The following is a 22,772-nucleotide window of genomic DNA, read 5'->3' as shown; positions in this document are numbered from 1 at the left end:
CAATGACAAAATTATTTTTTATAGTACTATCTTTGTGTATCCTTAATTCTTGTGGCGGCACACAAAGAAAATCGACTTTAGCCGATATTGACATCAACAACGATACCTCTATGCAAGGACAGGTATTTGTAAAACCAAAATCAGACAAGGAAATCAAGGATGCCTATTACACATATATAAAAAACGCGGAAAAAACAGATCGTTCGCGACTAACGGCAATTAATAGACTGGCACAACTGGAGCTAGAATTAAGTGATCAGCTATTGAAAGATAGTAAATCCAACCAGACAAACGAGGAGTTGGAAGACAGTGTTTACACAAACACCCTTCAAACGACTGCCGACCTCCTATCCACTGCCTTGAATGATTTCCCGGAAGCAAAGGATAACGACCTTAGCCTGTACCAACTGGCACGAACCTACGACCAGTTAGGACAACACCACGCAGCTATGACAGCCTTACAACAATTGGTTCGCAAGTATCCAAAATCGCCATACTACGCAGAAGCCCAATTTCGATTAGCAGAGGAAGCATTTGTTACCCGTGACTACATCACTGCAGAGGACGCGTATACTGAAGTAATTTTAACCCCAACCAGTGACCTTTTTTATGAAAAGGCTGTATTTAAGCGTGGCTGGTCTCGCTATAAACAACAGCTATACTTTGAGGCCGTAGACGACTACCTTGACGCACTAACCTACCATAATTTTGACGAACAAAAATATTTTAATGCCTCCGAAAAAGACCGGTTCGAAGAATACTTCCGAGCAATAGGGCTGGCGTTCTCCTATCTTGATGGTGCAAAAAGCCTGCAAACATATTTCGCAGACAAACCAAATTTTAAATATCTCTATCACACCTATGCTGTAATCGCTGATATCTACCTAAAGAAAGAGCGTTATTCAGACGCTGCAAATACGCTGGTTCAATTTAGCCAGAACCATACGTCCGCACCGGAAGTTCCACATTCACAATTAAAAATAATAGAAATATGGCAAGAAGGTGGCTTTACTCAAAACCTCTATACAGCAATTAACCAGTTCTATATAGACTATAACCCTGAAGCAAAATACTGGGAAAACAATACCGCCGAGGACACTTTCAACACCGCAACCACTAAACTGCGCGAATATATCGTTCTTGTATCATCTTACTATCACAACCTATATCAAAAAAAGGGCCGCCCCCAAGATCTACAAACAACCCAAACCTGGTATCAACGCTACTTACAACACTATGGTGCTTACGCAAATAAAGACAACATACATAGTTTATACGCTGAGCTACTAGCAGAAGCTGGCGACACCAATCAAGCGATTCGCTACTTTGAATCTGCAGCTTACGATGGCCAGCTAATTCTAAGCAAAAAGGCCGCCTATGCAACGATACTCCTATCAGATGACCTCTACAAATCATCAAAAACGACTGAGGAACGCGAGGCATGGCTAAACAAACATCTTAATTACGCGTATCTTTACGCCCAACTCTACCCAGCGGACAAACACACAAATAAAATTGCTCTAAACGCCGCACAATTGAGTTTTTTACATAAAAAATATAAGCAGGCACTCGAGCTGGCAAACCAAGTATCCGATAACGCGCCAGCGGATATACGCTATGACTTTTACACAATTCAAGCTAGGGCTTACATCGAACTCGCACAATATAGCGACGCAGAAGCCATTTATATGGAACTTCTATCCAGCAAACAACTAACAAAAGCACAGCGCGATGGATTCAGCGATACACTCTCGCTCTCCATTTATAGACAAGGCGAAGCCGCAAAAATCAACGATGATATCGACTCTGCACTATTCCATTACGCCCGAATTTCCGAGGCGAAACCGCTTTCGAAAATCGCCTCCATGGGGCTATTTGACGCAATTTCAGTCGCGATGCAAAGCAGCCGCTGGAATGAAGCAATTGTTTATATTAAGCGGTTTGAGGACCTATACCCTAATCACAAACACAGGCAAGAAGTTTCGCGTCAACTGTCCGTAGCCTACCTTAACTCAAACCAAAATGATAAAGCTGCTCAAGAGTTCGAACGAATCGCGCGCTCGGATGACAGTCGTGAAGTCCAAATGGCGGCCCTGTGGCAAGCCGCAGAGCTTTATGAAAACAAAAGTGATCATAAAGGTGCCATTCGTTCCTACCGCGAATACGCCCACAACTACCCAACGCCTTTCCCTCAACATATGGAGGCTATGTTCAAGCTTACTCAACTTTATACAAAAACTGGAAATCGAGAAAATACCCATTTCTGGAAGCAAAAAATTCGATCAGCCAATAACAGAGCAACCAAACGTATAAAAAATGATCGCACCAACTACATAGCCTCTTCAGCAATACTGGATCTCGCAAGGGAAGAGCGTCGCGAATTTAATCGTATCTCTTTAGTAGAACCACTCGAAAAAAATCTAAAGCTCAAAAAGTCCGCTATGCAGAGCTCAATTAAATTGTATGGCCAAGCCTCAGCTTTTGGGTTAACCGATATCACCACCGAGTCGACCTTTAGCATCGGTGACATTTACCAGCAATTCAGCCAGAACCTACTCAACTCAGAGCGTCCGAACGGGCTTAATGAAGAAGAGTTGGAACAATATGAAATATTGCTAGAAGATCAGGCGTTTCCATTTGAAGAAAAGGCCATTGAATTTTACGAAACCAATTTAGGCCGAGTGAAACAGGGAACCTATAACGAATGGATCGCTGGAAGCTTCTCCAAGCTAGTGGAACTATTCCCTGTACGATTTGCGCGTAAAGGAAAACTGGGCTCTTATATCGGCGAAACACTGCAATAGGGAACAAAAACCTATCGCCAAATTGTAAATCTATTATCGAGTACTTTATGACGTTAAGATGCTTAGCATTATGTAAGAAACCACTCTTAAATGCTACTTTAAGACTTTTCCTATCCGTGACAATAGCTATCGCGCTGACAAACTGCGCTGACAACGTTAAACCTCCGATCAATTCTCAAGAGCACCTAGCTCCTGCCACCACCCAACCGACTTCGCTTGCAGTACAAGATGCAGAGAAATACCTTGAGGCCATGAAAGCCATTGATAAAAGCAATTATAGATTTGCTGAAAAAACACTTGTAAAACTACGCAAGCGCAATCCTAACGTAACTGGTGTTTGGGCTAACCTAGCCATTGCGCAATTTAAGCAAGGCCTCAATGAACAAGCCGAAAAATCGGCCCTTAGAGCGAATAAGCTAAACCCTAAAGATGCAGAGATCTATAACCTTCTCGGACTAATCTTCGTTGAACTGGGGCGCTTTCCACTGGCAGATAAGCACTACAAAAACGCTATAAACCTGAATAAATCCTACGCCGACGCCCACTATAATATTGCACTTCTATACGATATCTATTTTCAAGATATCCCCGCTGCATATATACATTACAAACGTTACCTAGAACTGATCGATTTTAAAGATAAAGAAACCAGCGATTGGGTGGAACAATTAAAATATTCTCTGGACCGAGAAAGTTGATTGGTGAACTACCCATATGTACTAGGGCAAGGGTACAATGTCTTTCTGATAAGTAGAGAAAAATCTCAACAGGTTTAAACAAGAACGACCGGTAAATATTTGGAATATCATTATGAAGCTGCTTATATTGCTATTGGCACTGGCCCTATTCGGGCTCTCAGATGTTAGTTTCTCTGTAGAAGATCGTATTGATCTTGAGACAACAACAATTAAAGGCAATACTGAATTGCCTAAAATATTGTATGTCGTTCCTTGGAAAGATGCTCAAGACCGTGAGGGTAAACAGCAAAAGCTGGTTTTGCACAGCTTATTTGGTGATTTATTTGATCCTATATCTCCGATGGAGCCAACTGGGAACAGACTCAGCGGCACCACGCAGCAATGAGGACAACAAAAAACCTCTATATCACTGGTATAGGAACCTTTATACACATAGACGCAGATGCCGGATGTGGCAAATGCATCGTTTAAAGTAGGTTTTAACACGCGAAACGAAGAGCCTATTACGATGACCGATGTATCTGAATTTTTTTGAGGGCTTCGAAGGCGAAGTTAATAACAGCGGCTACTACAGTGGACACTACAAACATATCATAACGGTGGCTAAAATCTCCGGTCGCGATGCCAGTTCGACCCTAGAAATTAACACTCCCCCCTACCTCTCGGACTATCCATCCCCGACGCAATCAAGGATGTATCTCATTTTAATGATCCAAAACCCTTTTATAAGTGTTCGATAACACCAAGGATGGGTTCATTAGAGCGGCCTCTATAGCCGCTTCATGCAACTGTCGCTGAGTCATATTCCCCAATTGCGTGACTAGCGGCTCCTGCCCAATGGCTTTACCCATAAAATAACGGTTACCACAGACAAATTTATTCCCATATTTTTGCCAGGTTATCGTCAGTGCATCGGCATCGGGCCAGGGAAGATTTTCATCTTCATCCATTTCAACATTATCGTCACCAGGCTCGTCGTCCGGCAACTGCTCGTCTAAATCTGGAATTTCGATAACAAGCTGATTAGCCTCAAGATCAATACCCGTAATTAAAGAAAACGCTTCACCAGCCAAGCGCGCCAGTTTAGGATTACGCATGTGAGTGATTAACCACCCAATCGCTTGCGGATCACCGAGCACCCCAGAGGCCTTTAACACATTTCTAACTTGGCTTTCATCGGCAGATAATTTAGTAATCCAATCCCTTGCCTTACTTATTGCCAGGCACCGAAAAGCCAACTGTATAGCTCGCTGCTGGTTAACATTGGGGCAGATCACAAAAGGCTCGAGCTCGGGCGCCAACGCTCTATTGCCTAACAGGATCGAGGACCAAAGAGCCCAAAACCGAATTTCATCATCATCCGATGCTCTTGCATATTCCAAAGATGGGATTAAGTCATGCCGCTTGAGCTCGCCAACCAATCTAAGAGAACGAATATGGAGGGCTCTATTCTCAATACAGTCTTCCCTTGCAAAAATTCTGGTTAAATATTCTAGTGGGTTCTCCCTGCGTACACTGCAAGCCGCAACCGCCAGTCTTTTATGCCGAACATCCTTACTCGTAAAGAATTTTTTAATCCAGGGCTGGATCAGTTTTCCCGGTAGCCACCCAAATGCAGATACTAACCCCTTAAACGTCTCGGCATTTTTAAAGCCAATCTCGACAGCGACCCGTATCTTTTCAATTTCAAGGCTTCTAAAAGCAGTTACCGCTGTACAAAAGGCCTCACCACCCTGCTCGAATTCTGCCGCTTCCAGACACAGCTCCCAACCGAGTTCAGGAGCGGTTTGTATGCCATCGAGGTACTTCTCCAAGCGGCCTTCCAGTTCTGCAATATCTGCGCTGGTATAGTGCGGCTGAGTCACCGCTATTGAGCGCAGCACCCACATAAACGACGCGTCCTCAACGTACTGTTCGTAGATACTTTTAAAAGGGTGCAGTTTTGAGATCAACTATTTCTACTCTCGTAAATGTTAGCCTTTAGCCCATTATATTTTTTTTGTTGTGAAAAAGTGGATCTCCCATCCGGCACACATTCTTCCCTTCGAATTTAACATCAAAAGAGTACATCATAAATTCACACTCACCTTTAGTCTTACCACTAACAACACCCTTCTGAACACCCGCTTCGTCACCAGTACTCTTACTGTATATCGCACCCTTAACCATAGGCATTTTTTTATCGACTTTTACTGATTTCGGCCCTTTGTCTGTATCCGAAGACATACCAATATTAGGATAAGGTATTGGTACGACGGACGGACCCACCGGAGTCTTGCAGACGTCAGGAAAAACAATACTTTGGCCGCCACTACCTTTATGGGCAATGCCTCTGGAATTTACAAATGTTGTTTGACCCATTTTAACCTCTAGTATATTTTTTACCGTGCCTCAGGCTCGTGAAAGGCTAATAAAAACTTCTTCTACATTCAACGCATCTTTATCAACCACCAGTGCCGCCCGCCAGACCATATAAAGCTTCAGTTGGTTTGGTTCCAGCAATAAGCTTTCCATATTCAATTTAATGGCATGCTGCGCTACAGCCATCCTAACCTTACAGTTAAATCTCAGTACCGGCAAAGATAGCTGCATAGAGCCGCCGGGGTGCATGCCTGTAATGATCAGAGGCTCGCCCCCCTGTAAGTATCCCGGATAAACCAAGTCAGGATGTGCCGAGTTCATAAAGCGCGCATCGTAATCCCCAGGTAAATAGGGCGCTCTAACGGCTTCCCACTTTTCATCATAGGTGCCCGCATAAGCTACTCGAGGTTGCCAATTAGGGGCTACCGGTGCGAAGCAAGCCGGTACAGGGGTATCATCAATATCCTGTATCAACCCGCCAGGATCTTCGAGATTTGGTAGATTTTGCGACTCCATATCAGCGCGCTTGCAGCTTCCGCGATACCCCTTCCCTACCGGGTTACGTTCCTCTGCTCTATGTATTTTACCACTAATAGTCTGGAGCCCACCGAAAGCGTTTTCATACACTAACGGCATCGTAGTAAAAGGGACAGGCTTAGTAATAGTCCCATTTCGCCACTGCCTATCTCCAAATACACGCACTGTTTTTCGAGTATTACCAACGGACAAACTCACATCTAGCTGTTCGACAGTTTTTTGCTCGGGTGCACAAGCCGAACCCGACATAATAATGTCCGTATTCGGCTTTCCTGGGTGAAAATCAGAGGCTCGTTTCAAGCTAGATTTAGCCGGCTCACCATAGTATTCGTCTTCAGCCTGGGGTGACATTTGTTCATTCAGTAGCGTCCACCTGCTACCGAGCTTAAACCCTGCCTTTACCATAACAAAAAGCGTATCGACCCCATCCGCGTTTGGGAAAAGCGCAATTTCCGCAGCGAAAGGCGTATTGTTGTTTAGCTGAAGCATAGTTAGGCGCCGAGACTAGTTAACCTGGACAGAACCGCCCAAGATACGATTGACACCACTGGATCGGTTGACTATATATTTACCGCGGATCAGTATTTTTCCCGTATGGGTCAGAGTAATACTAGCGTCACCACACTTTAGAACGATTTCTTCCTCACCCTCTATGTGTACTTTTTTCCCATCAATTACAAGTGTCTTCGATACCGAGTTACTATCAGTTTTTTCCAGTAAAGAATTTGTCATAACGCTGGGCTCACTGAATACAGGTTCCAGCTCGGCATTATCGTAACTTTCCAGAAGCGCGTGCAGAGGACTATGGATAAATCCAACAATTACCGGAGTGCTCATATTCCCATTCAGAAAAAGTAACGCCGCCTGCCGACCGACATGTTCCGGCCCTATGGATAAAGTCGTTGAAGCAACGACCGGATCATGATGACCAAATGCTTCGAATTTAACAATGGGCTGTCTAGTATCATTCAAACCCACCAATGTGGATATAATAATTTCACCTGTAGGAACAGTCTGCTGACTGGCAATGGTAGCAGAATCCTCGTCGAACACAGCTTCATCAAGCCCATTAACCATTTTTTTGCTTGTCATTCAAAATCCTAGTTCGCAGTGACCTTACTGCCTTTTAATACGACGTTTCCGGAGCCCTTAATATTAATGTTTTTTCCGCTAATGGTAATATCGCCATTCTTCTTCATTACAATTTGGGCAGATCCTGTTTTCAAAGTGATCTTATCTGACGCCTGCATCGTTATGGTTTTTGCTTGTAAACCATACTCCTTCGTTACGGATTCCGTATATTTACCGCCAACCGACTCAGACAAATCCTTATCAATGGAAATTGTCATATTCTTACTAATAGATTCTGTATGATCAGCGCCTACCGATATAGAAACGTTTTTTCCAATATTTTCCGTGTGATTCTCACCAACATCTATCGACTTATTTTTAGAAATAGACTCTGACTGGTTATTCCCTACCGATTTATTTCGGTCATTGCCAATATTAGAATTTTCATTATTACCAATGCTTTTACTTCTATCATTACCAATATCAATAGTTTCGTCATTACCCACACTTAGGGATTCATCGTTCTCCACAACAGCGTCAAAGTTTTTCTCTGCGTGAATATAAACCTGCTCTGCTCCTTTCTTATCATCAAACCTAAACTCATTAAAATTTTGCGGCGAACCATCAAGCGTAGAACGTGTTCGTATACCACTTTGAGTTTTCGATTCAAAAGGAGGTTTGTTCCAACCATTATATACGGAACCAACTACCAACGGCCTGTCTGGGTCTCCATCCAAAAAGTTAACAATAACCTCATGACCGATTCGAGGAATAAAGGAAGCACCCCACTGGTTTCCTGCCCAGGATTGCATAACCCTAATCCAGCAACTGCTATTTTCGTCTTTTTTCCCTTTTCTATCCCAAATAAACTGGACTTTTATACGACCATGCGCATCAACATGAATTTCTTCACCGTCTGGCCCGACAACTAGCGCCGATTGGGGGCCCTTCATCACTGGCCTCTGATGAACGGGGATTGGTCGAAAATGAACATCGGCCGGGATACAAACGAAATCATTACTGTAATCCGCGCTAGACTGGCTTCCCGAGGAATAACTGGTTTCGTATGCACGATGGAAAATACTGACAACGATATAGTCGCCCGTTTCAGCCTTGGTAGTATGCTTCGCCATATTGAAGCGACCGCCAGCATAAAAACTGCAACAACCACTCGCCGCACGCACGGTGTTTTTGTTAGATTCTTCGGCATCCAAGCGAATCTCTACGAGATCCCTCCCCATCGTAGTGTCGTACAAACCGGGATATTCGTAGTGTTCAAACTTATCGTTTCCGGAAAACTTACTATTTGTCTTGGTTGTCGCAAACAAATCTTTTTTGGGCTCTTCAAAATTGTAGTCATTTAGTGACCACGCGCCTTTTTTAAATTCATACAAATGCTGCCAGCGCTTTATCTCTGCGTTGGGATTACTGCCCTTAGAGTATTCCAGACTGGTTTCTTCAAATTCATCGTATGCGTTTTTTTTGTCCACCAATACCAACTGATGTTTTTTCTTTTCATGCTTAAAGAAGTAAGCAATGCCGTCTTCCTCAAGCAGCCTAGAAACGAATTCTAAATCACTTTCATTGTGTTGGACACAATATTCCCGTGTAGAGCCACCTTCGGCTCGAAAATCGAAATCGGTAAACCCATGATCGCCAAACACCTCGGAGACAATATCCTTGGTATTCATTTCTTGAAAAATACGATGATTATTCGCTTTAGATAGAAACCATAACCAGGGAACCATGGTCATGCGGTATTGACGAAGATTAGCAGTACTTATTTCACCAAAAGTAAACTGCTTAATACATCCATGAAAAACACGCTCAATCTCGTTATGAACGGTAACAGTTCCACTTCTACCTACGATTTTGTCGGGTGATATATCAAGATCTTCTGATAAAACATCTATCTGAAATTCAAACAAACCGGATATAGATTCACTGCCTTCGAAGGCGGTGAGAAGAAAGGTATCTTTCCCTAGAGAAAAATCACTAATGGAAATAAGCCGATTATCCTGAGTAAGGGGACTCTGACTCATGCAATATCAACTCCATACATTCCGTATAATAATTCCACTGCAACGATGAACAGAGGCAGCACTAGCCACCCCTGTTGCACGTTACTACCCTTAGATAGGTAAATCCGTTACTTTTTGGCAGCTTTCGCAAGATCATAGCCGACGCGCTGTGGGCTAGCCTGCTTGTTGGTCATATCGTAGTCGGCATAGTTCACTTCAATTGCAGTGTAACTAATACTAATCGCTTCGATGGGATCGCCTTCAGAATCCGCAGATACAGAATAACTACTTACCAAGCAGTTTTCCAGAGTATAGGTCATATACTCTGTTACCTTATCGGATCCAGTTTGAACGAATTTAACCTTAATGGTTTTACCTGCTGAGCCGTAAGCGCCTTCGGTAAAGATTGCTGTACAAGAATTATCTGCAGGCTTCGTTACATGAACTTCGCTAAAGCTAGGACGACTCGCTTCACGATTCGAACAATTACCAGCTTCCATTGTAATTCCGCGGGCAACGCCGAATTGAAAAGAATCTACTGAGAGATGCTTATCATAGCCATCCGCGGTAACATTTCCTTCTATTCCTTCCCACTCCAGATAAATTGCCATCTATCATTCTCCTATTGTTTAACTGAAAACACGCTAGCACATCTCAATCGGGGTTCTTTTTACAAACAGCGTTAATGAGAAACCCAACCCTGCGAGTTACACTAAGTAGTTGGTTTGACTTTCTAATTCCCATACTTTATTTCGGTTTTTCTTTTCTTTCCAAGACCGCAAAATTCGTATGCGTGACGATGGTAACTAAATTAGGCAGCTCAAACAACGTCATAACCTTCAGTTTGTGAACCACCGCAAAGCATATTCCGACAAACCAAAATACCTTCGCCCAAGTCATCAAACGTCTTGCTTAGCACCTGCTCTCGTGCATGCATACTCTCTGCTTACTTTTTAATAATGAGACCAATTCAATGTCTAAATAACTGCGACACCTACCCTGTTTAAACAGGAAATTTTCTTCTAAGGAGTGATATTACCGCTTGTTGATCGTTGCTCATGAACCTCTCAACCAAGAACCACATAACAGTTACTAAAGGCCCAAAAATGAATCACGAAAACCACTAAAGAGCAGGCGAAGACCCGTAGAAAGCCCCATCCAGTTACTACCTTTCCACTTTGTACGCGGGGTGGAGTGGAAACACCCTTCATCGCTAACACACAAAAACCCGTCTTTATCTTGATCTAGACGCAATTAAACGATATTTTTGATTTCACTCAAGCCGGTTTTTATAAGTACGTTACGAGATCGCGGGCAGATCGACATACCCCAATCCAGCAGCGTGTTTATACATACACGACCCGCAACACTTAACTTCCGCGCTTGAGAGAAGATAACCCAGTATTCTGCTGACGATAAAAAATCACCGAATTAACATCATCGACGCAGCCTATAAGGACAAATTCGTGACCCTACTCTGGTTTGGGAGATAAATACACACTATGAAAAAAAATCATCAAAATTGATTACTGCTCACATTAGCGACCCTTGCTCGATGAGCAAGCTTCTCTACGCCTTCATCCAAATTCCCGCCGCCTCCCAACAGCCATGCAGGAAACGACAGAACCTAAAATTAATTGAACGAATTTTAAGTGAACCCCTTTTATTTGAATAGCTCAAGCTGCGGCGTACAGGCGTAGTCAAACGCTCGCAAAACTGTAAAATAATACGACAGTCACAATACCGATCCCCACTTTTATTCACAGAAAGTGTCGATTAATTTTCCGGTTTTGACAAATTCGAACGGTATACTAACGCTATCCTTACAAAGTAAGGCTGATCATATCCCCAGTCGTTGTCTGCAATATTCGTGGATTGATTAAGAATGTCCGCCACGGCCAGATAAAATCTATCTGATGCAGTTTCATTGTTTACCCACATAGGGCCGCTGGCATCAGCCGCCGGGGTAATGATATCTAACACCGCCACTCCAGCGGAAACGTCGCCGTTACTCGCGTAAAGGCCATCCTCACCTTGCCAGTCATCCACACTATAGTTATTACTACTGTCGCGGTATAGACCCCATGCATATTCAACTGCAGAACCAGGCGCTGGTGAATAGAGTTCAATTTTAATTTCACAGTACCATATGTCTGCAAGGCCACCTGCAGAAACATAGATTTCTGAAAGATCCAATTGGAACCAATCGCGATCCTTGTAGTAATCAATATATCCAGATTGCCAGGGGAAAGTTACCTCTAGGGTATCGGCTACGGGACTACTCGTGACAAGGCTGTCCTTTAGCTCGGGAGTTATTACAAAGCTTGCCGCATTATAGTTGAAATTTCGGTGATCGCTGGCAGATACAACTAGCTCAACTACATTATTGTCGATAGCTAGCTGTGCTTGCTCTTCGGCTTCGGAAAAGAATACAGCGTTTATGATCTTCGCGTCGTTGACAGCAGCAAGCTGAGTTTGCACCGGAATAATATTCGCGCGAATGGTGTAATTGTTATCGATATCTGCCTCATCAGATTGCATATCTACAATTTTTACAAAATAGTCCGTGTCCGTGTTCCCCAAAGTTCTCGAAATAATGTAGCTGGTTTTAAAAGATACAGGATATTCGTTATTTTCCCAACCCGTGAATGTATCCAGAATTTCATCAGCCTGAAATACACTGACATAGTATTCCAGTGGCGTCGCACTCTCTGATTCGATAAATATCTCTACAATGCGATCCTGGTACGCATCTGCAGGTACGGTAATTCGATACCAGTCTACGTCACCCACGTAGGATAACTTCGCCTCTATCGATACGTCACTGGTTTCATCCAGCTCTGTCGCATGATTAATGGTGTTGTTGCCCTCACCCATTTCTATATCATCTAGTACATCTATCACATCGACACTTACCTGGTAGCGCATACCATCCTTATCACCGAAACTACATACCTTCTCGTCAATCGCACTTACTGCAATGAAGTGTTCACCACTGTTTTCAACTTTCACATGTGCAATACGGGAACCCGTTTCAGTGGAATATTCCTTTGAGAACAAAACAACTCCGTTTGCATCCGTAATTTCAACTAGAAACCAGGAGTCACAACCATTGCTAGCAGTCGGATCGAATTCAAATTGCAGGACCTGAATGGATATTGGTGCCGCGCCAGATTGAATACTGCTCCAGTCCTGGTCTCCGGCATAGTCAAGAGAGCCACTAATTTCAAAATGACCACTACCGCTAATCGTGGTGGCGTTTTCCTGGCGATCGTTTTCCGATATTTCCTCGGTGGCGACCCCCGTCAAACAGGTTGTAAAGGAGGATGACGTATCAAAATTGTCTTTACCGTGATCATTAACCAACAAATAGTAGCTACCTGCCCGTAAACTTTCGACCATTCTGTAAACGCTATCCACCGATTGTGCCACACTGCGTACGAGGGTACCCTCGCTATCAAACAAACTCACTTTTAGCGTAACAGAGGTGCCACCGGAAAAGGCGTTAAAATCTGTAGAAATTTTATAAACGCCACTCTCAGACAGATTAAATCTCATAACATCTGTATCACCCACAGTCCCTATACTATCGGTAGAACAACTGCCGTTGAGAGCAAGATTGGTAGCGCTATCAAAAGTACCATTACCATCTTCCGGCGCAGCCACATCGTAAGAGACACTATATGTTTCCGTTTCCGAGGCTTCGTTGTCATCCAAATCACGGATAGCAATAAACAGTTTTTTTGGCTCAGTAATATTAACATTAATGCTTAACGAAGAATCTGTAGCACTCTCTTCAGGAAAATGATCGGCTGCGATCCGCTTCCGTGTTCCATTACTGTCTTCTTCATAAATCGTTGCCAGAATGTCAACATTATAACGCTGCGTATCGTTGTATACATTTAGGGCAACGATACCAGGTTCAGTAATATTGATGGTGTACCAATCAACATCAGTAACCGGATTGATAATACCATCAAGATTCGTCTGCTGTTCAAGTGCACGAATTCCTTTCTCGTCATCGCTATCTGAACCTTTTTCCTTATTACCACCGCACCCGGATAATAAAAATGCCGTAAATAAACATAAGCTAAGTTGTGCCAATATAGTTTTCATAACTTTACCCAATTAAGGAACTAATTCAAAATTGTCAGGCGTAATTTCAATAACCTTATCGCTATCATTGATATTGACAGTTACAGTTACGCGTCGAAATAATGGTGTTGAATCAGGTTGGTCACTGGGAACTTGGGCAACATAAAGTTGAATCATGTTGTCACCTAGCAGGTGCCCTTCCTTGTCGTTACGGTACTCAGTGTCTAACAAATGAATATTGGACACTGTAAATTGAAATTCACGAACATACGATTCTGAGTCAGTACCTTGGTTCATCTGTACCAAACCAGAATCCACGATATCGTATTGGTAGGCGTATCTCTGCTGAATAATCGGGTCAGCTGATTTAACATTCGTGTGATGATGAACCTCTAACCAGTCGACACTGCCGTCAAAATCCGTATCATCAGTATCTTGAACTTCTATGGGACTTGTACCCGAGAGATGCTCAATATAATCAGGAATTCCATCGTAGTCGGTATCGGCTATTTTTCGCTTAGTACCCTGAATATATTCTTCGCAATCGGTCAGACCATCAGTATCAGTATCGGGCCAGGCCTCTTCAGCGCCCAAATCACAAGGGCTGTCAAATACCAACGGATCACGTTCGTTGCCGGGAGAGCTGAGCAGTTTTTCAAAAAAATCGCTCATCCCATCGTTATCGGTATCACGAGAACCAGGATCCGAGCCGTAAATCAATTCTTCGGCGTCGGTAAGGCCATCCGCATCAGTATCCACCATCAGGTTGTCCACGCCGGGTTTCACATTAAAATTGTAAGCAACAATATATTTAACGATATATTCAACCGTCAGACGCAAATCGACAATATTGAAATCGACGGAATCAGCATTTTCAAATCGTCGAAATTGTCCTTGTCCAGCTTCCGCCATCGCTTCCAGAATCTGACCGGCTTCAGCAAGTTCACCTTCATCCAGCGTCGGATCCTCGAGTAGGAAAGTATGGAAGTTGAAAGATCCTACTCCCCAGTTCTCAACCATATCGACAATATCTTTCACACTATCTGTTATCTTTTTCAGAGAGTCGATCCCCGTACCCGAATCAGGCTGGCCATCACTGAGGAAAATAACAATATATTTAGTACGCGATAAATTATCTTTATTTTCAGAATCTGTGATATCTCTCTGAAGATCGGTATAAATTGTATTCAATGTGCCCAAATAGTTGGTGGTAGTATCATTCGCGTTAAAGCTGAGAATATCGTTAAGTTCGTCGGGGTCTTTGGTAAAGTCGTTCTGCCCATCTGCATTCTGCGTTACAGCAGTGACGGCAGAGTTCCAGATCATCACCTCGAACGATACATCACTGAACTCACTGTTGTATCGGTCAATAAACGCACGCGCAGCATCCAACCTCAAACCGTAGGGATCAGCACCAGCACCACTCCCATCAGGCATAACAAAACCCATACTGGCAGATGCATCAATTGCAAACAGTACTTTTACTGGAAAATTAATTTCATCCGGATTTTCAGTACGGAATGTTCCTTTTAATGTAGCGACTTGACTTTCTGTTGTGCGCTCCAACGGAGCATGATCTTTACAACCGACCAGCGCCACCAGAGAAAAAATAAAAAAATAGTAAAATCTGGAAAACTGTTTCACACGTATCACCTTATACACATCGATCACGTTATGTTGTCTTATCCACAGTTACCCGTAGACAGGCCGTAAATATTTTTCCCTCTTAAAAAATCAGGCTATTCATCGCCACACCTAACAGGCATCGCCATGGCCGTCATTATCCCTATCAAGTTGGTCCGCATTCGCAGTTGACGGACAGTTATCGCATACGTTCCCTATACCATCCTCATCGGAATCGTTATTTTGGTCCGAGCGAGCATTAGGACAGAGGTCGACGGACAGATTAAACCCGTCGTTATCGAAGTCGTTATCGCACGCATCGCCGTGCACATCGCCGACGAGATAGAAATCAGTATTCGCTTGCTCGGTATTCGCCACTCCGGGACAGTTGTCTATCGCATCTGGAATGCTATCGGCATCATCGTCGTCATCACACAAATCCCCTAAGCCGTCGCCATCACGATCCGTCTGATCTATGTTAGCGATATAGGAACAATTGTCAGTCACACCGGAACCCTCGACTCCATCACCATCGATATCACTGTCACAGACATCACCAATATCATCATTATCGACATCCTCCTGATAAAAGTTGGCAATCCCAGAACAGTTATCACAAGCATCTCCATGACGGTCACCATCGGAATTATCCTGATCTAAATTCGCGTCGTGCGGACAGTTATCCTGAGGATCATTCCAACCGTCATCATCAAAATCGTCATCAGCTTGCTGTATCGGGCCAATGGTTAAGGCAACCAACACCAACGCGCCGCCGCCACCGCCACCAACGCCACCCGTTGGAGGCGCACCGCAGTCAGATCCACATTCAAGAATGCGCCCGTCAATATCCCGATAAAAAACGTTTCCGCTCTGGTCGACGTAACGCACCCAAAGCACACCACTATCATCAAGATAACCTTCATCCGTGTAGACACCCGCTATAGCGGAAATTGATATAATGGCGGAAGCGAATCCGACCAATAAACGTGACTTTATAAACTTATTCACTCTAACCTCCAGTAACCCAATATTTTTATTACCTGCCAGCCAAAATACGTACTACGAATATTATGCAAACAGTACCTTCCGTTTCACCTCTTTCCCAACAACTGGAATCTAAATCTAAAAAATTGACATATTTTCTTAACATTTTGACAATTTACACACCCATAAACGATACAGAAATTCCACTCTCATTAACTGTCGGTAAGTTCTATTTCTGTAAAGAGATAAATTGTACTATCCGTTTTTGAAAAACTGCTAATATAAGTATTATTGTCAGCATCAAACCAAAGAGAATTAAACACTCCAATATCCCCGGCTTCGGACACACGCTGTTTAAACCAACTATTACTATCGGATTCAAATCGAGCGAGTTTTAAATTATAGAGATCACGTTGAGAGCCTATTCCGTAGGATTCTGTCTCGTAATAAACAATTGCGGGAGCCCCCAATCGATCGAAGGTTAATTGGGTATGGGTTCCAGCTTTGGTAGCTTCATCAACCGTATGCACTTGCCATTCATTATCAACGTAAACAGCAAATCGTAACGCATGAGCATCATCTTCCGTGTAGCTGAGGTGTTCGGTACACTCGTCAACATAATACGCAACAGCCAAGTTACCCTCGTGAGAAATTGCGGCGGACACATCGCCGATGAAACAACCACGATCCACCCATTCGGTGGACCAAGTCCCATTATTACGTCGAGCTAGGCGTAGACCATGTTCATTATAATTGACTTCACGAGCGCCATAAAAAATGGCCGGATTTTCTTCCGCATCCAAAATTAGACTATTGTGATAGCCAACAGCATTTTGATAATTTGTTTCCTCATAATCATTACCTTCAACTGGTTCTTCATCGGAAATGCTAAAACTATCAAAAGAACCAGCAGGCTTTAGGACATACAATATGTCTGGGTGCAGAGCGTTATTCGAATCACAGCCTTCCCAAAAAAATTGAAATGCGATATGCACGTTACCAAGATTATCAATTGCCAAACTCGGGTAGTCTCCTGCGTCACCATCGGTGTACGCAGGGTTACGAGACCCGGAATAACCGATAGCGCCAACATATTCGTGCCATTGGTCATCACCTACAGCTTTTACCGCCACCATGGTGTCAGATTGCTTAGTATTACAGTGAGCTTTATTCCCTCCTCTGTATGCGGCATAAAGCGTGTTACTTTCATCAATCTCTAGATCAAACTCCAGAGTGTTATCCAGAGTAACGATGTCATCAGTAGATACAATATTCTTCCCATCACTTGCGCTAGTGTCCCAAACCAAATGTCGCAGGGTATATTCATTCGGGGGGGGAGACTCTGCTTCACTGCCATCATCAGCATCGACTATATAGACAAAGTGGATCAAACTTTCGTATAGGTGGTCTGGAACAGCCGCCACATTAGCACTTAACAAGCCGCCATCAGTAACGCGCATAATCGCAGTTTTTAACCACGGGCTTTGAACAATTTCAGGCTGCACTTCAGTTTTGTCACGACTAGAACCGCCACCACAAGAAACCATCATTAATAAACCGAGAAGTTCGACAATAAAAGCAAGCACAGGCCAATTAATCTGGAGCATTGAAAAACCCCTCCGCTCGAGCGAGGATTAGCGCTTCATCGCCCTTACTTTTCAGTCCTACCCTCTTGCTGTAAACACTATTCGCATAACCCTCATAACCATAGTGATAATATAGGCCCGCGAGATTTACCGCGGCTGAATAATTGGCGCTGTCAATATCCAACGATTTTTGCAAGGCTTCGCTCGCAAGTACATCTTCACCAAAATGGATATACACCACGCCCATTAACGCATACACCTCCGCACGACGATGCCTACCTAGCTTCAGCTGCTCTGCCAACAATTTTTTCGCAACCACAATTGCCTGGCCAAAATCACCACGCTGTTTATAGATATTTGCCAGAGATAGAAGCGCATCTACATCGTCCGGATTTCGGTATAGAGAATCATAAACCGCCCTAATTCTATTTTCTTTAAGAGATTCCAGGCCTATTTGCTTCTGTTTAGATCTTGTTAAAAACGTCTTATTTCGTACGTCCGTCGAACCAACATCTGGATTGTAAAGTGCTATTTGCCTGTCAAATGGTCTAATCCGCTTTGCAAGCTCCTGCCCGGTATTTAAGTATTGTACGGCTTCATTTTTATACTCTAGCGATTTTTCGTAGATTATCTGCTTATACTGTGTTATCTCTTCAGCTGAAAACCCCTCGGGATCTGGTGCAGTCTCCAAAAAAAGTGCATATTCACTATTTATCTCGTAAAGCCTGTAACAAGACAAAATGGACCAGCGTGGAGACTTAAAATTAATGGCGGATATATACTCGCTCTGTAGCTGTTCCTGCAGTTTGGTTTTTTCCGTAACCACACTGTTGTCGATCTCTGTGCCTAACTTCAATTTCATAAACCGGTCGTAAGAACGATTAGCGAGGCCATAGGCAGTTCTACCAAGAGGTTCGAAATAGTCGTTAGAAATTTCTCCTTGCGAAATATTTCTTCGAGCTTTACGCATATAGCTCTGTGTTGAACCTGTACGATTTGTATAGTATGAAAGCTCAGCACCAACCGCGTTCAAAGTCTTTGAGTTAATTGAACTTTTGTAACGATCCATCACTCTGTAAGCAGATTCTTTTTCTCCGTTTGCATTGTGTTCCGTGATTAGAGCTAGAACCACTTTCTCACGATATTCCTTATCAAGACGGTAACCATCGAGTAGTTTTCTATAGATATTTATTGCCAGGGATGTCTGCTTCAGATTTCCGCGTATCTGGCCTGCTTGAAATAAAAAGTCACTGGCGTTTTCTGACTTCGGAAATTGCTGGACATATTGCTCGAGGTAATCTGCCAGGACACGATACTGAGCCGTTGTCAAAGACAGATCAATAAGTGCTTTAAGGGCATTCTCCGCATTCTCTGTTCGGGGAAATCGGCTTATAATATTTTGCCCCGCTATATGCATGGTTTCGATATCGCCATGCTCTTCGCTCGAGACAAACAATGCATTAAGCGCTTGAATACCCATCCCTGCGGTTTTACTATTGTCGACGAAGCTGAGTAACTTATCCTTTCCTGAATCCCAGTCGTTTATGGACTCAACAACCATCTCCTGAATTATTTTTGCCTGAGCAGATTTCCCTATTTTTACTAATTTCTGCTTTACACTCGAATCTAGTTTTGGGATCCCTGCCAACTCTTGTTGCAAATCGACCAGCCCTCCGTAGTTCTCCGTCAGGTTTAACGCATCCATAATGAGTTCAACAGCTGCGTTGGCATTGTCACCATTAGGGTAGCGTTTTACAAAGGAGGAAAACTCCTGAATAGCATCATCGAACTCACCTTTGTCGTACTGAATACGCGCAATGTTAAACAGAATATCCTGGACTTTACTGGACTCGGGATAAAGGGATGCATAGGCCTGCCCCACATCTCGAAGTCCATCTTGAGAAAAGGCAATTTCGTAATAATTAAGGTTTTCCTTGTCGTCGAGTGCGGTGTAATAAGCCACCGCAGCGCTATATAAAGGATCGTGTTTGCTTTTTATATCATCAGTATGTAGGGCAATAGACTCATACACTTTACCTGCGCGAGTAAAATCACCGCCGGCAAATAAACTTTCTGCATAATTTATTTTCATCTCTGAATATTTTGGGCTCGCATCAAAGAAATTGAGAAATTCCTCATATACGGACGCCGCTAATAAGTAATCGTCTAGACTCCTAGTACGTTTAGCTTTTTCATGTAAACGTGTCGCCACATCACGTGCATAAACTTCATAATCGGTCAACAATTTATGTTTTTCATCAACATGTACCGAGTACACGTTTTGTTCTAATGCTTTGACTATAAGCGCTACATCTTTGTCGGAGTTATTGAAATTCTTAGACTCCAGTACACAGGTATATAGATTTTCTGTGTACTGGAGTAGCTTATCACCATCGAATTGAATCTCAGACAATTCGCGATATATATATGCTGCATTGTCCCATTTATGCTTAATCATGTACCGTTTCGAAAGCTTTTCCATTACCATAATATAAGACCTACGTGACCAAGCGATATCCTTAAAATATTTTGAATCATCCCCTGGCTTAGTCTCTTTATAGACTTGGCTATAGGTGTAAGCCATATCTGCCAATGCCTCAAGACGAATATCGACACGATTATAAGTATCAACATCTACGGTAGAAGGCGAGATCCTATTTTTAACTGATTGCTCAAACAGATCCAAAGCCTGGCTATAGTTTCGTTTGTTAATATGTACCCAAGCAAGTTTGTAACGCGCTATAACCACAGCAGAGCTTTTCGGATACTGCAGTACGTTAAGATAGTATCCGAGAGCCTGGTCAATATTTTTTTCTTCGTAGGCGTGATCACCCAAAAGAAGGAGCGACTCTGGAACAAATTCGCTAAAGGGAAACTCTTTCAAAATGGATTCGTACTGATCAACCATTTCAGAATATTTACCTAATTCACGAAACTCGTGAGCCAAATAGAAATGGACCTTATCGAGTTCTTCAAACTCGGGATAATGACTGGCAATTTGAAGATAGGTTTCAATCGCTTTTTCTTTTAAACCTGTCGCTTCCAAACTGCTAATTTCACGTGTTTTTCCACGCTCCCCCATTTCCAGACGGCGCAAAAAAAATACGACACGGGATTTCTCAGTATAGAGTTCCGCCAAGCGAATATATAGTTCAGGAAGAAATGGCCGGTCATAAGACTTAGATATTAGATCTTTAGTATTTGTAATGGCATGATCTAAATTGCTTTTATCCAGCTCAAAGCGTTTTATAAGCGTATGTTCTTCAACGGTTTGGTCTTCCTTTTGAAAACCGTATTTACTTGTTTCGGTATCGTCCCGTTTCAACTCCAATTCAAGCTCGGGAGACTCTTCCCCGGCGAGCCTGAAGAATGAATGCGACGAGCAGGAAAAAACACTCAACAACAAGGATAAAAAACCTAGGCACTTTAAGAAGCCAATAACTCTCGTTAAGATATTATTGTTCATTCAAAAAACACCTCCCATTCCTGCTCGTTGTTGCATTCGTCTGCTATATGAACCTTATAGTCATCAAATTCATCATTCCAAAATTCACCCTGAAAGGGGTAAATTACTTTACTGCGATCAGTTTCGGCTCCAGCTCGTATATTTTCATGTCCTCTATAACGTAGCAGTGTCGCGCTTTGGTACCTGTCAACTCCAGCCTCATAACGAACTAGGTTGATATTTTCTTCATACTCCAGCAAATTATTTGCAAGCCTCTCGTACTCCGCATCGACGTTAATGCGAATTTTTTTTGCAACTTTTTCAACCTTCAACTGATAGATATTTTTCAGATGCTCACGTAGACCTCGATCGTCAACCTCCTTTAACAGCTCAATTTCATTTTCTAGTAGCCTAACGAATCTCCATTGGCGCTTGATCACCTCATCATTCAAAACAAGTAATAAAAGCGTTTCAGATTCCGGGTCAGCGGCAGCTTTACGGTCATAAACCGCGTCGAGTGCTTTCTGATAACGCGTGTAAAATTCATCTACAGTCGACAACGTGGACTCGTAATTGCACAAGCTCTTATAAATTAGCGATTTCAAAATAAACATCTCAGGGGTAAAATAACGCTCGAAATTCGGGGCGTCAAATGCGTAAAGCAAACCCATTGCTCGCTGTGGATTTTGCAGCCCATATTGATTCCATGCCCTCTCAAGCAAAAAAGAAGCTTGTTCGTTTACTGGTGTTTTAATCGCTTTGTAGTGCTCAATTGCCTTTTTGTATTCCCTATGCTCAAACAACAATCTCGCACTAGACCAATGAGCGGTATCCTTAAGCTTTGAATCCAATCCTGGGAGCGCCAATAGTTGATCTAAGGTCTTCTCTGCAACACCAATTTCGTCCCGAATAATCGCTTCAACGGCTTTATGGTAGAGGTAGTGCCCGAAGTAAACCGAGCCCGCTGGGATTTTTTCAAAATGGCTGTTAGACCAATCCGCCAATCCAGAACGCGCATCGTATACGCCCTGGTGATAGTGCACTAAAGCCGACAGATCGTCTTCGATAAATCCGTAATCAGTGCTATTAAGCGCCTGCGCAATCAACAACTCCTGATCAAATGGTTGCTTCCGTGAAATCATATCAAAGTAACTAAGAATATAAATTACGATTTTTGTGTTTGGTTTTTCGGTAACGATATCGGTAAATGTATCTACTGCCGCATGCGAAAATCCCAGCTTTTCGAGTGATACGCCATAGAAAAAATACGCCCATTCATAATTCTCATCGCTAGAATTAGCCGCTTTCATATACAGATAGAAAGCTATTAGAGCATCCATATATTTTCTGTTGTTAAATTTGTCTTGACCCGTTTTGAATAGACGCTTCTTTTCTTCATCCAGCTGTTCTTGCTCATCGATCGATAGCTCTACAGTAGTCTCCAAAAGCGGGGTACCGACAGGCCCTATACTCTGGGATTTTACCGGAGAGGAAATAGCTAATACTAACAATACACTAACGGTAAAACGATCGATTGAAAACATAGT

At 43.0% G+C, this 22,772-nt stretch carries 15 protein-coding genes; 3 read left to right on the top strand and 12 right to left on the bottom strand.

Features of this window, described 5'->3' with window-relative positions; translation table 11 throughout:
- Positions 1-2: 2 nt before the first annotated feature.
- The 3 genes from H5715_RS04290 to H5715_RS04280 all read left to right on the top strand — a co-directional run bounded on the left by H5715_RS04290 (position 3) and on the right by H5715_RS04280 (position 3,887).
- A complete protein-coding gene (locus H5715_RS04290) occupies positions 3-2,804 on the top strand; it encodes a tetratricopeptide repeat protein (RefSeq protein ID WP_075188048.1) in 2,802 nt (933 codons plus the stop codon).
- A 116-nt stretch (positions 2,805-2,920) separates the two neighbouring features.
- Complete coding sequence (locus H5715_RS04285) at positions 2,921-3,502, top strand: tetratricopeptide repeat protein (RefSeq protein WP_175574340.1); 582 nt, start codon at positions 2,921-2,923, stop codon at positions 3,500-3,502.
- Positions 3,503-3,614: 112 nt separating this feature from the next.
- On the top strand, positions 3,615-3,887 hold the full coding sequence (locus H5715_RS04280) for a hypothetical protein (protein WP_075188049.1): 273 nt from the start codon (positions 3,615-3,617) through the stop codon (positions 3,885-3,887).
- Positions 3,888-4,206: 319 nt separating this feature from the next.
- On the opposite strand, the gene H5715_RS04275 is transcribed toward H5715_RS04280, so the two are convergent.
- From H5715_RS04275 to H5715_RS04220, 12 genes are all read right to left on the bottom strand, one after another.
- Positions 4,207-5,454, bottom strand: coding sequence for a TIGR02270 family protein (locus H5715_RS04275; protein ID WP_246434679.1), 1,248 nt, complete (start codon positions 5,452-5,454; stop codon positions 4,207-4,209).
- Positions 5,455-5,482: 28 nt separating this feature from the next.
- The gene (locus H5715_RS04270) at positions 5,483-5,863 is read right to left on the bottom strand and encodes a DUF4150 domain-containing protein (RefSeq protein WP_075188050.1); all 381 of its coding nucleotides are present in this window, start codon (positions 5,861-5,863) and stop codon (positions 5,483-5,485) included.
- A 30-nt stretch (positions 5,864-5,893) separates the two neighbouring features.
- Positions 5,894-6,889: a DUF2169 family type VI secretion system accessory protein gene (locus tag H5715_RS04265; RefSeq protein ID WP_075188051.1), complete on the bottom strand. Its 996-nt coding sequence runs from the start codon at positions 6,887-6,889 to the stop codon at positions 5,894-5,896.
- A gap of 15 nt (positions 6,890-6,904) precedes the next feature.
- Positions 6,905-7,492 carry a DUF6484 domain-containing protein gene (locus H5715_RS04260; protein ID WP_075188052.1) on the bottom strand — a complete coding sequence of 196 codons (588 nt, stop codon included), beginning with the start codon at positions 7,490-7,492 and terminating at the stop codon, positions 6,905-6,907.
- A gap of 8 nt (positions 7,493-7,500) precedes the next feature.
- On the bottom strand, positions 7,501-9,513 hold the full coding sequence (locus H5715_RS04255; RefSeq protein WP_075188053.1) for a type VI secretion system Vgr family protein: 2,013 nt from the start codon (positions 9,511-9,513) through the stop codon (positions 7,501-7,503).
- Between the two features lie 107 nt (positions 9,514-9,620).
- A complete protein-coding gene (locus H5715_RS04250) occupies positions 9,621-10,103 on the bottom strand; it encodes an Hcp family type VI secretion system effector (protein ID WP_075188054.1) in 483 nt (160 codons plus the stop codon).
- A 1,165-nt stretch (positions 10,104-11,268) separates the two neighbouring features.
- A complete protein-coding gene (locus tag H5715_RS04245) occupies positions 11,269-13,608 on the bottom strand; it encodes a hypothetical protein (RefSeq protein ID WP_075188055.1) in 2,340 nt (779 codons plus the stop codon).
- Positions 13,609-13,620: 12 nt separating this feature from the next.
- The gene (locus H5715_RS04240; RefSeq protein WP_139309940.1) at positions 13,621-15,231 is read right to left on the bottom strand and encodes a VWA domain-containing protein; all 1,611 of its coding nucleotides are present in this window, start codon (positions 15,229-15,231) and stop codon (positions 13,621-13,623) included.
- Between the two features lie 111 nt (positions 15,232-15,342).
- Positions 15,343-16,218: a thrombospondin type 3 repeat-containing protein gene (locus H5715_RS04235; protein WP_075188057.1), complete on the bottom strand. Its 876-nt coding sequence runs from the start codon at positions 16,216-16,218 to the stop codon at positions 15,343-15,345.
- A 188-nt stretch (positions 16,219-16,406) separates the two neighbouring features.
- Entirely contained in the window at positions 16,407-17,801 is a 1,395-nt protein-coding gene (locus H5715_RS04230; protein ID WP_075188058.1) for a hypothetical protein, read from the bottom strand.
- Positions 17,788-21,246 carry a tetratricopeptide repeat protein gene (locus tag H5715_RS04225; protein ID WP_075188059.1) on the bottom strand — a complete coding sequence of 1,153 codons (3,459 nt, stop codon included), beginning with the start codon at positions 21,244-21,246 and terminating at the stop codon, positions 17,788-17,790. The genes H5715_RS04230 and H5715_RS04225 overlap by 14 nt, the downstream gene beginning before the upstream one ends.
- Positions 21,243-22,769 (bottom strand): hypothetical protein, encoded by a 1,527-nt coding sequence (locus H5715_RS04220; RefSeq protein ID WP_185906597.1) that lies wholly within the window; start codon positions 22,767-22,769, stop codon positions 21,243-21,245. Before H5715_RS04220 ends, H5715_RS04225 begins: the two co-directional genes overlap by 4 nt.
- Positions 22,770-22,772 lie beyond the last annotated feature (3 nt).

Source organism: Teredinibacter haidensis, from assembly GCF_014211975.1.
GTDB lineage: Bacteria > Pseudomonadota > Gammaproteobacteria > Pseudomonadales > Cellvibrionaceae > Teredinibacter > Teredinibacter haidensis.
This window is presented reverse-complemented; position numbering and strand designations above follow the sequence as displayed.